This is a genomic window from Paenibacillus silagei (assembly GCF_017874735.1).
GTDB lineage: Bacteria > Bacillota > Bacilli > Paenibacillales > Paenibacillaceae > Paenibacillus_AQ > Paenibacillus_AQ silagei.
The window spans coordinates 333,879-348,951 of the sequence record NZ_JAGGLV010000005.1 but is presented as its reverse complement, the minus strand read 5'-3'; the positions used below and the strand labels follow the sequence as shown (position 1 = coordinate 348,951).

Sequence of the window (15,073 nt, the reverse complement as noted above, 5' to 3'; positions counted from 1 at the left end):
TAAACCATGGATGGGACGGCATAAGCCGTGCCCATCCAATAAACAATCCCAGAAGGGGGAGCCGTGTTGAGTCGAACCTTCCTGTTTGAAAGAAGGAATCATGTTCCTTCCAGTGACCTGATGCAGATTAAGCATGGCTTCTACCAGGAGCTTCTAGCTTATTGTGAAGAACGTAAAGGATTCAATCAGCGTAAGGAATTGCTGCAGCAGCGGCTGTCCGAGCGCATAGAACAAGAGCCGGAGGTACGGATTGCCTATATCCGGCTGCAACAGGGAGTCCGCAAAGGGCGAATTCAGCCCGGAAAGATTCCGAAGGCAAACCGAGTCGCACCGGTGCTTATGGCTGAGGCGCTCTCTCTGGAGCAGACCGGCAGCGGGCTGCTGGAGCGGCATCAGGAATTAACCATCCGCTTCAAGAACGAATGCCAAATGCAGGAACAGGAGCTGTATAAGCTGTTCCGGCAGCAACCGAGTGTGCAGAATGCACTGCTGCTAACTAACTATGAAATGTATTGTTCATTGAACAAATCGTATAGCTCGAAAAAAAGCGGAAAGGTATGGAAAATGATGATGCGTTCTTTTGCCAAAACAGCACCGCTCTCTTCCTTCACTTCAATCTGCCGGGGGCCGGGGACAGGAGGGGAGAGCCGGATCAGCTTCGCTCAATGGATTCTCCTTCACTGGTATGAGCTATGGCTGCTGCTTCCCGAGGTGATACGGGCCAGCCGCTATAAGGTGGAGTACAGGGAGCAAGAGGGAACCCTTCTTACGGAGGGAAGCACTGGACCGCAGGCGGCAGAGCCTGGACTCTATATTAGAACGAAGCGAAGTTACCGCCTGAAGACACCGGCTGCCGCCAAAATCCAACCGGGCAGTATCGTCACACTGGATGAACTGGCGCTGATCTGGAACGAAAGCCTAGAAGCTATGACAGCCAAGGCGGTTCAGCTGGTGCGCTGCGGCTACCTCAAGAATACGATCCACAGGGAGAGCGGGCCGCTTACACTGGAGGTATTCATCGAGACCGTTTCTGCGTTTCGTCCCGGAAGCAGCAGGATACAGTCCCTGGCTCAGCATCTGGAAGCCATCCGTCTGTTGTCCGGTCAGATCGAACTGACCCATGAGGTTGCGCAAAGGGAGAGGTTGCTGGAAATCGCCCAAAAGCATGTGAACCGCTGCTGTGAATGGCTTGGATGGGAAGGCAGATATCCGGCCAACCCGTTTAATGAGGACAGCTACACAGATGCACCAGCCGGTCCGTCTTTGGAAGTGGAAGTGGAGCCGCTTCGTGATCCGCTTGCAGAGTGGGCTGAAGTGCTGCCGGTGTTCGATAACCGCCTGAAGTTCCGGCTCTATATGGAGCATCATCTGCACGATACGCTCCCTGTGGCCTATGCCTCTCTTCAGCCAAGCCTGTCCAGGTATGCCGCAGAGTATGAGCAGCATGTAGCGCTGAACAGAACCTGCAGGGGAAGTGTATTCGAGAATGCTCCCGCAGTAGCGCATCTGGAGGAGCTGAGAGATCAGTACCGGATGAAGCTGGCTGCGGCAGCATCGGGAGAGGATGTTGCACTAGAGCGTGCGGATCTGGCTTCACTGAAGGCAGGGCTGCAGGCCCTCCATATCCGCCAGCCTGCCACAGCAGGCTTCTGGCTTCAGCAGAGCGGCGCCGGAGAGCTTGTATTGAATGATTGCAAGAACAGCTATCTGGCTTATTCCATGTATCATTTGCCGGAGAGCCATGAGGCTATCGCTGAACGGATCAAAGAAGTGCTCCACTGCGGAGAGGAGGCGCAGCTAATCACCTACTCGCCCTCCTGCGGGTTCAATCCCAATATGAATGGTTTTGTAGAGGGCAGTAGCCTGGCTGCGGAGCTGCGGGATGCCGTACTGATATGGAATGCCGAACGCACCAGCTTCGAGCTGCAGTCCGGGGAGCAGCGGGTGGTTCCCCTATATACAGGTACGCTTGCCCCGGCTTGTCTGCCCGAGGAATACAGGAATCTTGCCTTACTCACCCAATCCGGTTTCCTCACTGGAACTGGACTGGACTATGATGAGCTCGCCGTTGATGAATGCCTGCATATCGGCAGAATCAGCTACGGGAAGCTGATCCTGCACAGAAGGCAAACCATTCTTCATGAGAAGCTGTTTGCCGGGGTAACCCCGGATTTCGACGGATATCTGCGGCTTCATGAGCTGCTTGAGACCTATCATGTTCCGCTGCATTCATTCGTCCGGCTGTTTCCTGTCCGCTACAACAGGCTACACATCGAATATGGCGAATCCGGGCTGCATAAGCCTATTTTTCTTGACGCAGAGGAGCCGCAGTATTGTATGGAATGGCTTAAGCACAGGGAACGCTGCCGCAGGCAGCACGGGGAATTGGCCGTTGTGTTCGAAGAGGCGCTACCCGATCCGTATGACAATGAATATACCACTGAGTTTGTGTACGAAATGCATGAAGAACCGCTCAGAAGGGGGGGATAAAGCGATGGGCGAGCAACCGGTACGTATTCTGGAAACTAAAGAGGGTACTGAAGTCATTGGCCGCAAAAGGAGGATCAGGCTCAAAACGGCAGGTTATGAGCAGCTTGTCGGGTTATTCACACATCCGCAGCCGTCTCCTGCCGAAGCACAGCGGCTGGCGGATCTCCGGCACAAGCTGAACGGAGCAGAGCAGATGGCCACAGAGGCAGATGCGTATGAACTGGGTGACCGGGTCATTCTGTCCGCCGGAGTCTGTCCACGCTGTCTGGGCTTACAGTATCCTGCAGCAAGCCGGTTCAGATTCCCGCTTCCTGCCTTTATGAGAGCCGGGAAGTATACCGGTAATAAGCTGGTCAGATTAGATGCCTTCGGACTTCAGTCCATCCAGTCTCTGCCTGAAGTAGCTCATGCCGAATGCTGCCCGCTTCAATGCAGTCTGCTGGAGCATCTGCAGGAGGCGGCCTTTGACGAGGGGATTCTTTCACAGGAGCTGGTAAGCGCAGTGGTCAAGAGCATCGATTTCCGCTTCGACCGTTATTGGAGGCTGGACGCTGATGCCGGCGGCCGGGCGGTGAGCTTCGCCGGACCCAGCAAACGCCGGGTACTGGAGGATCTGTATGCCTATCTGCTGGAGCACTGCTACAGCTATCGTCAGCTATCGCCGGGGTTAACCGACCAGGCCGCCTACCTGCATTACCTGAACCGCCAGGGAGCCGGGGATGCCGAAGAACTGGAGCAGGGGGATTTGGCTTCAGGCCGCCTTGCCTTCTGGCCGGATACGGAGCTGCCGCTTCCTTCACAGGTCAGATATAAGAAGTTACAAGCCCTCATGATTGTGTATCTCATAGAGGCTGAATACGAGGGGAAGCGGTATAACGCAATCGGTGAAGACCTGGAAGACGCGGTATTCCGGGTATGGAACCAAATTCGTAGAGGAGATAGTGATCCCGCCGGGCCTTACCCGTCCCCTTTTCCTGAAGCGGGCTATGGTGCGCTTTGCCGGTATGAGGACGGTCTGTCCCGCAGATACGGCTTCTCTCTCTTAGGAGGTGAACGGCGATGAAGACAGCAGTAACGACATTGGATCAGGCGGTGCACCGCCTGGAGGAACAGGTGGTTCTTGAGCTCGGCGGGGAACGGCTGCTATGCTTCATAGCCTACGCTCACCAGACGGGCAGGGAGCGGGTCTGGCCCCGCGAGGAGAGATTTGCGCTACTGCAGGTGGATGTTCATGAAGTGCTTGCCGGGCCTATATTCAATCCGGGCGGGATAGGCTGTCCGTCCTGCTTCGGGCAACGGAGGAACGAGAACCTTAGGGCGAATGAGCGGCTGGCCGGGGATGAAGGCCGGAGTGAGCTCATTGGAAGCTACAGCGTGGATGAAGAGCTGGTGCAGGAATGTCTGGCTCTGCTGCTCCGGCAGACCGGGGTGCCCGGCGTGCTCGACTATTACCGGCTGGAACCCGGCGGCAATGTCCGCAGGTACTCCTTCTGGCCTGCACACCGTTGTAAGCACTGTGACGCAGCTGAACCGGAGGACGACACCGCCCTAATCCGCCAGGCGTTTGAACGGCAACCGATGTTCCGGTATGGCGATTCATACCGGGCTCAGCCTACTGCGGAATGCGATGCCGTATTCGCGCCAGGCAATGCAGATTCCAATTTTATGATCTACAGGGATAGAAATACCCGTTCCTTCTTTTCGCTGACCAGCTTCTTCAGAATCTATAGGGAGGAGAAATATGAGCTTGGCATAGGCAGCTCAACGGATTATAGAGCCAGCGAGCTAAAGTCGAGGTGTGAGGCGCTGGAACGTTATGCGGGAATGCACCCGCGCGGCCGGGAAGGGCTGAGTGTCAGATCCGGCACCCGGAGCCTGCAGCAACGGGAGACAGTCATCGATCCGCTGCTGTTCACCGATGCGGTGAAGGGAAGCGGACAGATAGCAGCTTACCAGGAGGAGCTGCCCTTGAATTGGATACCTGCCTTTGACTGGAAGCGGCAAGGCACAGTGTATGTCCCGGAATGCCTGGCCTATTATAAGCCGGATGACGGGTATCCAGCCGGGCCGAGGATTTACAAAGGCAATTCCAACGGAAATGCCCTGGGCATAACCCTGCTGGACGGTATCTATTATGCCTGTCTGGAGCTGATTGAGCGGGATGCCTTCCTGAACCACTGGTACCTGCGGCGTTCACCGCCCGAGATCTTGCCGGATTCGGTAGAGAATGCACAGATCCGTTATATGACCGGACGGCTTACGGCGCTCGGGTATACCGTGCAGCTGTTCGACATCACGATGGAGACAGAGATTCCTGTCATTTGGGCCCTCTGTCTGGGACAGACTGAGAACCAGTTCGCTGCCTACAGTACGGCGGGTGCCCACCCCCATCCGGAGAAGGCCATCCTCTCGGCGCTGGAAGAAATGCTGCTGGCGCTGGAATACTACGGCACTCATGCCGCAGAGATCCGTGAGAAAGCCCGGCGCATCCGCCATGAAGGGGTACTTCGGGTCGAGGATCATCCCATTCTCTATTTCCTTCAGGAAGAACGGCATCACTTCAGCTTCCTGAATGGCGGCGGTCAATACAGCATCCGCGAGCGGTTTGCCCGGTTCTACGGGGAGCTTCAGCATACGGTGATTGATCTGGCGGAAGAAACCTCAGCGCTGCTGAACCGGATGACGGACCATTACGGCGAGGCGTTCATCGTCCGTCAGACACCAGAGGGCTACAAGGCGCTTGGACTGGAGGCGGTCAAAGTGCTTGTACCTCAGATGCAGCCGATGTGGTTCGGTGAACCAGGCCGGATGCTCTGCGGACGGCGCATCCGGCAGGCTGCACAGTACTGGGGGATGGATTCGGCGGAGGTCAACCAGGCGCCACATCCCTTTCCCTGAACACTATAAAACAGAAAGAAGGAGAATAACTTGCAAATGCTGCTGAAATTAGAAGCTGTAGAGAAGCGGTTCAAGGATAAGCAGGTGCTGGCCGGAGTGAGCTTTGATGTGGCGGAAGGCGAGAGTATCGCCTTAATCGGACCGAACGGGGCGGGCAAGACGACGATGATCCGCTCTATTCTAGGGCTTACCAGTATCGATGCCGGGGTCATAGAGCGGCATTTCGATAACCACAAGGATGTCGGAATGATGCTGCAAAAGGATCTTTTCCCCGATGGACTGCGGGTCAAGGAGCTGATTGAACTGCATAAGAGCTATAGCAAATCCAAGGTGGATACGAATGAGCTGCTTAAGGCCGGGGATCTGGTGCAAGAGACGCGCAGTATGGTCCAGAGCCTGTCCGGCGGGCAGAAGCGCAGACTGTCTTTCGCACTCTCTCTGGTAGCCAATCCGAAATTGCTGTTCCTGGACGAACCGACGGTCGGCATGGATGTTACCGCCTGCAGAATGTTCTGGAGCAAGATCAAGGAGCTGCAGGGGCAGGGCAAATCCATATTCGTAACCTCACATCATCTGGATGAGCTGAACGACTTTTGCCGTCGGTTTATTTTTCTCAAAGAAGGGAAGGTCGCTGCGGTTGTAAGCAAGGAGGATCTGAATGCCCAGAAAATCCTCGTTGTCCATCCCGCGCAAGCAGAGGAAGCAGAGGAGCTGCAGCGCCGGTTCGGCGGTCTGGTGGAGGATGGAAGACTGTATGTCTTTCATCCGGCGGAGCAATCCCGGCTTGTGGATGTCTTGAAGGAGCGGCAGATTCCTTATGAAGAACGGCTTAAGGAAGTGAAGGATTGCTACCGTGAAATTTATGACCACTATGAAGAAGGAGTGATGCAGGCATGATTACAATTATCCGCTATGAAATTCTCAAGGTGCTGCGTAACAAGAGGTTTGTATTTTTCACACTCGTGATGCCGCTTGGGTTCTTCCTTGCTCTGAATGCCTTCGTGAAGCCTGATCACGGCCAAGGGGAGTTTATTACTTATCTGGCGGTATTCTGTACCCTGTTCGGAACAGCGGGCAGCGGACTGAATACGCTGAGCACCCGGGTGGCCAAAGAGAAGTCTTATATCGGCAGCATCTACACCGTCACCCCTTACTCGCCGGGCAAGTTCATCTTCGTCACCGCTCTGGTTCAACTGATCCTGAATGTGGTGATTGCGGCGGTAATCATCACGTTTGGCGCCGCTGTCTTCCACCTGAGAATGGACACGGTGCTGCTGAAGATGGAGCTGCTGGCGCTGTACTCCAGTCTATATTATATTTTCCTCGGCCTGATTCTCGGCTTCCTGCTGGACATTGTGTCGCTGCAATCGATCTCCTTCCCGTTGTACCTGGGCTTCATGTCCATGAACATCACGAATGATCTGGGATTCTCGGTTCCGGGCTTCATGACCCATATCCAGCGCTTCTTCCCGGGCTATTATCTGAGCAAAGCGGTTAAGACCCTTTATACCGGAGGCGATGCCCTTCAAAGTATTCTGATGATGACGCTGAACATTGGGCTGCTGCTGATTGTAACTCTCGTAGTCTACCGCTACAAAAAGAATGCAATCGTCGCTTAAGCAAGGCGCCGGTGAGCTGGAGGAGCTGCGGAGGACCCGCAGGGAACTGCACCGCATCCCTGAGCTTGCCGGGCAGGAGAAGAAGACGAGGGCATACATTGAGGATTACATTGTTAGGTATACCACCCGGATCAGAATCGAGCATTCGTCGGAAAAAGGGATCATCGCTTCCTATCAGGGCGGCGCCGGATTACCGGTCATCGGCTTCCGGGCAGAGCTGGATGCCCTGCCGGTTGAGGATACCAAAGCGGATGCTCCTTATCGAAGCATGCATCCCGGCCTAAGCCATGCGTGCGGACATGATGCCCATATGTCCATTCTGCTGCAGCTCATCCGTTGGGTGGACCGGAGCGCACCGGCTGTGAACTGCCGCTTTATCTTTCAGGCGGCCGAGGAAGTGATGGCGGGAGCTCGGGAGCTCATTCCCCTGCTCCGGGCGCAGAAGCTGGAATACCTGTATTCGCTTCATGTCACACCGGATCTGTATGCCGGGTATTTCTCCCTGCGGCCCGGCCTTGCTCTGGCAGGCTGCCTGAACGCGGAGCTGCTGCTGGAGCTGGCCTCCGGCCATGCTTCTGACCAGCCGGATGTTCTCCGGGTGATCGCCGAGGTGCAGCATTTCCAGGAGGCCTATAAAACAGCCGGGCAGTTCTGCAAGATCACGCATGTGGAAACGAATGGCTACTATAATGTGATCCCGGACCGGCTGAAGCTGTATCTTACAATCCGCTCTGCGGAAGCGGACGCACTCCGGGACGGGTATCGGCAGCTAATGGATGCCCTAACCGCATCCTCTCAGGTGCGGGGGATTTTGGACAGCCGGATTATTTCCGAGTATCCCTGCTGCTTGAATGATCCGGCGCTGACCAGGCTTACGGCCCGGCTGCTGGGTACCAGGTTTGGCAGGGAGCAGGTGCTGGAGGCGCCGTTCCTGTTCTCCAGCGATGACTTCGCCTTCTATGCCAGGGACCTGCCCGGCGTCAAGACCTGCTATTATTTCATCGGCGCTTATGTGCGGGAGAATAACAACGTTCACACCGGAGCTTTTGACATTGACGAGAATGCATTGCTGTTTGGACTCAACAGTTATCAGGCCATTATTCAAATGTTCGGGCAGGCCGGCCGGTCCCGGAAGGTCCCCGAATAAATAGACAGGAGTGGGAAAGATGCGGGTAGCACCCCTTTATATGTACAGACAAACCAATTTCCCGCTTAGATATGTAGCCCAGTATATGGGGAATCTTAGCGGGCGGTATACAGCGGTGCGGCAAAGCGCGGGCGAACCAGCGCTGCGGCTGGCTGATATCACGGAAGAAATGCAGCGGCAGATCGGCAGCCTGGAGCGGGATGACGAGCGGATGGAGGCGATCCGGTTCAAGCGTGACTTCTTCAATGAGCGAGCCAGCGCCGAGAAGCGGTACAGCCAAGTGGAAGCCCTGTTCACCGAAGAGCTGCGCGGCGAGACCCGGCAGGTATTCGCCTTGCGGCAGCAGCAACGGGAACGGATGGAAGAGGTACGGAAGGAATTCGAGGCGCTTGCAGCAGCGGACCGCCGCTGGCTGCGGGGAATTTATCTGGAGGACCGGGAGCTGCGGGATGCCCTGACGTTTGTAAACAGTGCGATAACAGCCAAGCTGGCTAAATACTTGCGGACTCCGGCTGAGGAGCATGACCGGAATCTGCGCAAGCTCGATTATACCCTGGTTAAATTTCTGACCCGGGCCAGCATGAAGACCAGTCCCTTCGCTAATCTCACCTACTCCGGGATCGGAAACTTCAGCGGTGTGAGGAAGACAGGCGCCAAGCGGCTCTATCCCCGGCTGAATGATTCGCTGATCCTGCAAATCTACGACAAGCTGTTTCTTGAGCCGGAGTGGATTACGCGGCTCGAATACCGCCTGAATGCCACTTGCGTGGAGCTCGAGGGGAAATATTATATTACTGTGCTGCAGAACACCAAAGGTGAACGCCAATTGTATAAATCGAGACAGGGGCTTGTTACACTGCGCGCCAGTGAAGCACTGCATAAGCTGTTCGGGAGACTTAAGGAGGTGGAGGTGCTCGCCTATCCGGCCATGCGGGAGCTCCTCAACACTCTTGGTGTCTCCGGCGAACAGGCAGACAATACCCTGCGCCAGCTGATCAGCAATGGGGTGCTGGAGCGGACTGACTATCTGAACGAGCAAGCTGGCAATCTGCCTGAAGAGCTGCTGCGGAAGCTGGAACGCTACGGTGTAGATCACCCGTGTATTCCGCTGCTGCACGAATTGAACGCCCTGACCGGACAATTCAGTGACTCGCTGGATATGGAAGCTATGGATCGCCTGTATGAGTGTGCCGAAGCGCTGGCTGCATTGTTCGGCCTGGAGCCGATGCCCCGCCGCAGCCTGCTGTATATTGACGGCATTGATGAGACGGTGCAGACCCAGGACTATGCAGGCCGGCAAGGGCGGCTGGCCCAGTTATCCCGTTACCAATGGCTGATGATGTGCTTCGACACGGTCGTTAAGATGCAGTTCGCCGCAGGGGAGTTCTTCAAGAGCCATTACGGTACAAGTTACATTCCAGCGAACTCGCAGGAGGCTTCAAGGGTACTCCGGGATATGGCCCAGGTGTTCTTCTCGGACCCGGAGTTATTGAAGGAGACCTCCGGACTGTTCAACTGGGATAAAGCATTCAGCCATAAGAAGACTCAGCGTCTGCACAATATCGCCAGCCGCTTGACGGGATTCCTGAACGAAGCCGCCGCGCAGGATGAGATTGTCCTCTCTGATACACAGACAGCAGCCTGGCAGCGTGAGATTCAGGATGTGCTCGGGGACCGCCTGCTCTCACACTCGTTTTTTGTACAGGAGAGCGGGGAACGTATGGTACTGAACCATATGTATAAGGGGTTCTCGATTTATTTCGCCCGGTTTCTGAAGTATCTGGAGGACTCCGGCAGCGAATACGCCGCTTATCTGCGGGAATGCTTCGATGGGAATCAGGTGGCAGATATCCGCAATACCTTCGGCTTCAATGCCAATATCCGCAAGAGAACGGTGCAAAAAGAGATCGCCTTGCCCATTCAGTCTATGACCGAGAGCGGGCAGTCCCTCTCATGGCTGGATTTGGGGTTCCGGTACAATCCCTCCACGGAAAGCCCTGAGTTCTTTGATCCTACGACAGGTAACACCGTGCGTCCGCAATTTCTGGGTACACTGGTGCTGGTAGCCGCCCCGGCAATTCTGACGACCTTCGATATCCTGTCCTCGCATGGGACCAGTTATTTTGACCTTGGGGAGCTGGTTCTGCGTGAGAGGCTGAAGCCGGCAGGAGGAACGGATGAGACGGTTATCCATGTTCCCCGGATTTGGCTGGGCGAACATGAACTGATGGTTTCCCGGGAGAAGTGGCTGCTCAGCACTTCAGCCTTATCGGGAGCGCTCAGTGAGAAGGAACGCTTCACAGCCTGGAAGCGCACCATTGATTATTGTGATAGTAACGGTATTCCTACCCGGTTCTTCGCCAGGCCGTTCAACACAAGCACAGAACCGGCTTCAGAGGCGACAGAACGCAAGCCGCAATTCATTAATTTATCCTCGCCGCTGCTCTTCCAGGTATTCCTGCAGCTTGCGGCCAAGGGAGAACATCTCTTAATCGAAGAGGAGTATCCGGTGGCGGACACGGAGCTTGATCATGTGCTGGAGTATACCTACGAAATTACATGCGGAGGGGAAGAGGAATATGCAGCTGCGAACTATTAATTGTTATTTATACGACAGCAAAGCGACTGCCTTACTGGTCCGGTCCATCCTGTCGTTCGTCCAGACCTCGAAGCTGGAGAATCTCATTCTGCAGAAAAGCTGGGTCTATGGGTTCCATCTTAAAGTTACGCTGGACGCCTCTAATGCCAATCCGCAGCTTGAGGATCTGATCCGTCGTCATGCGGAGCGTTATTCCAGAGAACGGTCTGAGGATGAATACGTGAAATACGAGCGTATGGTGAATAAGCTTGCCCTAATGGAGGAGTATTCCGGGACGTTCCTGCCGCTTCGCCGTGATGGTGAGGTGACGGTAGAGGAGGGAAGCATGCTGACCCACGGCAATCCGCTGTGCAGCGCCAAGGTGAATTACAGCATTGAGCTGCTCAAGAGCCGGCTGATTGCGGATATTTATGAGTCCTGGGTGGACCTGCCTGAAGACAGGCAGAACGTGGAGGCGGCCAAGATGTTTTTTATTACCGGCAGCAACAGTCCAGGGGGGCTAAAGATAGGATATCTGTCGCTCCGCTCCAATTTTGAATATTTCAAAACCCAGCTGGCCGAATTCAGAAAAGATGAAAGGATGGAGTCCAGAATACACGAAGCTCTGCATGGCCGGACGGATACCGAAAAGGAATTTATAGCAAGCGGAGTGCAGAGCTTTACCGAGGGCCGGTTTGAGCGGGAGTTTATTTTTGGGCGGCTGCGGATCTTCATCAGTTCATTGTGGACGATGCTGGAGCAGGCGTATGAACGGGGAGAGCTGGTGCATGACAAGCTGTATTACGGCGATGATTTCTTCGAACGCCATGATCAGGTCAGTACGTTTCATCAGACCTTTTTCTCCAACCCCGATTTCCTGAAGCATTATCACGATAAAGGGTTCGTCGTCTACCGGTTCGTAGCCGCTGTCCTGTATTCCTTAATGCCGATGCTGGAAATCTCACCTCTGCGCAAGCAGCGCATCACCGGCGTGGCCTCCGAGAGTGTGGAATCAGGCTACGGGATGGATTGGAAGGATGCTTACAGTTATCTGGAGATGAAGATGGCGGGAGAGAGTGAACATGACACACTGGTTCATTAGACGGGAGGAGCGGCTGTATCTATATGGCAAGCAAGGGCTGCACCAGCTAAAAGCGAACCCGCAAACCGCCCGGAAGCTTAAGGAGGCCGTGTTCGGTGACCGCTCCGCAAACTGGATGCCGGTTGACGAGGCGCTGGCGGCGCGGCTGCTTCCCGGGGAGCAGCGCTCTGCGTCTTCTGGCGGGAATTCGGACGGTACTCTTACGCCTCGCGGGGAATGGCAGCTGCGGGTGATCACTCCCGACAAAGCGCTGCTGCTGCGCTATCTGACGCCAGGTGACGAACTGGAGATCACTGCTGCCGTGGAGGAAGGCAATCCGCAGTGGAAAAGTGCAATGGCTCAGCCCCTTCTGCTTAGCTATGCAGAAAGTATAGCTGCGGCCTGCGACGGCCTTCAGGACGAGGAAGCACAGGCAGCCAAACGCGTCATTCAGATTGACCTCGGGGGGGCCAAAACTGTGGTTGAGCCCAAGCGGCTGCTCACCGATGTTCTGCGGACAGCAGTCAGAGAAACGCGGAGTGATCCTGCGGAGCCGGCGGAGGCTGTGGACTGGACTTCATGCCTGGATGCCCTGGAGCGTCTGGAGAATCAGCTTGTGCACAGCTTTGTGTATCATGGAAATGATCTTTTGCAGATTCCCTATAAAATAGCCACCGCTTCTGACGGAAGCTACCATAGCGGCGAGGGGAATGCAGAGCAGATCGTCCGCGCCTCCTGCCGCAATCTGGAGCGGCTGCTGAATCAGGTTCACCCCGGCCCGCCCGGAGAATGGCTGGTTACGGCAGGGCGGCAGCACAGAGTGGAACGGCAGGCCGAGCAGCTCTTCACGGCATGGGAAGCTGTGGGAGGCCCGGCAGTGCTGGAAGGCCGGAAGCTTGCCTTCGCGGAGCTCGCGGGGAATACGCGGATCCAGGCTATGATCCGCCGTTTCGTCCCACAAGCGGAGCAGCTTGAGATCTATGTTGAGCGGATTCCCGGAGTCGGCGCATACCGTGCTGCTGCCGGGAAGGCCGGAAGCGCCTGGACAGACGGCTGCTGCGCTTCCTCTCAGCAGGAGGCCATTCAGGCAGTGTTAATCCGGTTCTACGCTCAGGTGCAGCAGAATGGTATCCGCGTTTCCAGCCCATATGCCGCAGATGAGCGGATGAGCGCTGCACCGGTGGAGCCGCCGGAGCAGGGGCTGACAGAAGCATTTCGGGACAAGTATAGCAGCATGGAGCTGTTGATTCCGGTTCTGGAGAATACGGGAATAACCATCTTGCATGTGCAGCGAAAGGAGGAGAGAGGCGATGAAGGAAGCCATGTTATACCGGACGGACAGTCTGTTTCTGCGGGAAGTTGTTCTTGAGCTGGAGAAGCAGAAGATCCCTTACCGCTTGACGGATGAGCGGGTTGTAGCAGACAGCTCCGTGCTGTTCGTCATCCTGGATCATTTGCTGGAGGAGGACCTTAGTCCCTTCTACCGGGAGGTTCCCGGTCCGGGCGGCGTCTTCTTCTTCCATCTTCTGCTGGACACGCTGCTTGTGGGTCCTCTGCATCATGAGGCAGACACCGGGGGCTGCATGGCCTGCCTGCAGCAGAAATATAAGGATACCGGAAGGGAAGGACTGTTGCCGCTGCTGTATGGCGAGAAGACAGAGTACGTGGCTCAACCGCAGGCAGCCGGATTCGCTGCCGATTGTATCCGCGGCGCCCTCCTTGCGGCGGACCGTCTTCACCGCTACATAGGCCATGTTGAGCATATCCACTGGGATGCCCTGCGCGCGGAAGGTTATCTGTTGCGGAAGTATAAAGGCTGTCCCGTATGCTCGGCGGCAGCTCCATCCGTGGCTGCCCCGCGTCATCGGCAGACGGCAGCAGATACGGTGAAGCAGGGCAGACGCACCTACCGGCTGCGCTCAGAGCTGGATACAGAGGCTATCCTGCGCAAGTGGTATGATCCCGATGGCGGAACGATCACCCACCGCTACCGTGAACTGCGCTCCTCCTATATTGAAGCCGGCGGAATGGAGCTGCGGATAGGACCAGCTTATGTTGAGACCGGATTCGGCCGGGCCTACCGGAGGCCGGAGGCCATGAAGCTTGCGGTGCTTGAAGCCCTGGAGCGGTATTGCGGAATGTGTGACCGGACCGCACCTGCGGCAGAGAGATTCTCCTATGAGCAGCTCTCAGGGCAGGCGGTGAACCCTGCTGTGTTCGGTCTTCACCATGCTGAGACCATGGCGCATCCGGCCTACAGACTGCAGCATTACAAGGAGAGTCTGCCTGTGTACTGGACACCGGTGTTCTCAATGAGGGAGCACAGGGAAGTACTGGTGCCGGAGCAGCTGGTGTACTTCGCGGACGGACATTTCAGAAGAGGAACCAACCGGTTCGTCTATGACAGCTCTAACGGCCTGGCACTGGGCAGCACTTGGGAGGAGGCGGCCTTGCATGGTCTATTCGAGGTCATTGAACGAGATAACTTCCTCTGCGCCTGGTATAACCGGCTTCCCCTGCGGGAGATCGATATTTCCGGCAGTCCGCTGGAGGCGCTGAAGCAGCTTATATATTTCCTGGAGCTGGAAGGTATTCAGATCCGCTTCTTCGATATTTCAATGGAGCTTAAGGTGCCCAGTGTATGGGCGCTGGCGTACGATACGCGCGAGGGGGCTGTCATGAAGGCCTATAATGCCGCCGCCGCCCATGTCATTCCCGGCAAGGCGGTGGAATCCGCAGCGATGGAGGTTATCACCTCGCTGCCTATCTATGCGGCGGAGCTGAAGGAAGGCGGCAGTGCATACACACGGGCGCAGCAGCTTGTGAACAATCCCGGGGCGGTTACTGAATTCGAAGACCATGTTCTGTATTATGCCAGCGAGAGCAACTGTGTCCAGGCGCTGGACTTTGTACTGCGGGGAGATGGGCGGCAGAAGGCATCCCTGGAGGAGCTGTACCCCGATGCCTATGATCCTGGAGGCCGGTTCACTCATGATGATCTGGCCGGTGATCTGGAGGAGCTGGCCGCTGCTGTCATTGACCGTTACGGGGAGCTGTATATAGCCGACGTGACTCCGGATGAAGTGGCGGACTTCGGTTACCGTGCGGCCAAGGTGCTGGTTCCCGGCATGATGCCCATGACGTTCGGAGAGCAGCATAGACGCGTGATTAAGGAAAGGCTAATCCGGGAAAGAGAGCGGCGGGGGCTGGACAAGGATTTTACGGTCAACCCCGACCCGCATCCTTTTCCATAAGGAGGG

At 56.0% G+C, this 15,073-nt stretch carries 10 protein-coding genes; all 10 read left to right on the top strand.

Features of this window, described 5'->3' with window-relative positions:
* The first annotated feature begins 66 nt into the window (after positions 1-66).
* The 10 genes from J2Z70_RS10450 to J2Z70_RS10405 are packed head-to-tail and all read left to right on the top strand — an operon-like array spanning position 67 to position 15,067.
* Positions 67-2,490 (top strand): hypothetical protein, encoded by a 2,424-nt coding sequence (locus J2Z70_RS10450; protein WP_209872403.1) that lies wholly within the window; start codon positions 67-69, stop codon positions 2,488-2,490.
* Positions 2,462-3,553 (top strand): hypothetical protein, encoded by a 1,092-nt coding sequence (locus J2Z70_RS10445; protein ID WP_209872400.1) that lies wholly within the window; start codon positions 2,462-2,464, stop codon positions 3,551-3,553. The genes J2Z70_RS10450 and J2Z70_RS10445 overlap by 29 nt, the downstream gene beginning before the upstream one ends.
* Complete coding sequence (locus J2Z70_RS10440; RefSeq protein WP_209872397.1) at positions 3,550-5,388, top strand: YcaO-like family protein; 1,839 nt, start codon at positions 3,550-3,552, stop codon at positions 5,386-5,388. The genes J2Z70_RS10445 and J2Z70_RS10440 overlap by 4 nt, the downstream gene beginning before the upstream one ends.
* A 36-nt stretch (positions 5,389-5,424) precedes the next feature.
* A complete protein-coding gene (locus J2Z70_RS10435; protein WP_209872394.1) occupies positions 5,425-6,285 on the top strand; it encodes an ABC transporter ATP-binding protein in 861 nt (286 codons plus the stop codon).
* Positions 6,282-7,007, top strand: coding sequence for an ABC transporter permease (locus J2Z70_RS10430; protein WP_036732404.1), 726 nt, complete (start codon positions 6,282-6,284; stop codon positions 7,005-7,007). The genes J2Z70_RS10435 and J2Z70_RS10430 overlap by 4 nt, the downstream gene beginning before the upstream one ends.
* Complete coding sequence (locus tag J2Z70_RS10425) at positions 6,991-8,154, top strand: M20 metallopeptidase family protein (protein ID WP_209872391.1); 1,164 nt, start codon at positions 6,991-6,993, stop codon at positions 8,152-8,154. The genes J2Z70_RS10430 and J2Z70_RS10425 overlap by 17 nt, the downstream gene beginning before the upstream one ends.
* 40 nt (positions 8,155-8,194) lie before the next feature.
* Entirely contained in the window at positions 8,195-10,753 is a 2,559-nt protein-coding gene (locus J2Z70_RS10420) for a lantibiotic dehydratase (protein ID WP_209872388.1), read from the top strand.
* Positions 10,734-11,834: a hypothetical protein gene (locus J2Z70_RS10415; RefSeq protein WP_209872386.1), complete on the top strand. Its 1,101-nt coding sequence runs from the start codon at positions 10,734-10,736 to the stop codon at positions 11,832-11,834. Before J2Z70_RS10420 ends, J2Z70_RS10415 begins: the two co-directional genes overlap by 20 nt.
* The gene (locus J2Z70_RS10410) at positions 11,815-13,182 is read left to right on the top strand and encodes a hypothetical protein (RefSeq protein WP_209872383.1); all 1,368 of its coding nucleotides are present in this window, start codon (positions 11,815-11,817) and stop codon (positions 13,180-13,182) included. The genes J2Z70_RS10415 and J2Z70_RS10410 overlap by 20 nt, the downstream gene beginning before the upstream one ends.
* The gene (locus J2Z70_RS10405) at positions 13,124-15,067 is read left to right on the top strand and encodes a YcaO-like family protein (protein WP_209872380.1); all 1,944 of its coding nucleotides are present in this window, start codon (positions 13,124-13,126) and stop codon (positions 15,065-15,067) included. Before J2Z70_RS10410 ends, J2Z70_RS10405 begins: the two co-directional genes overlap by 59 nt.
* Positions 15,068-15,073: the final 6 nt, after the last annotated feature.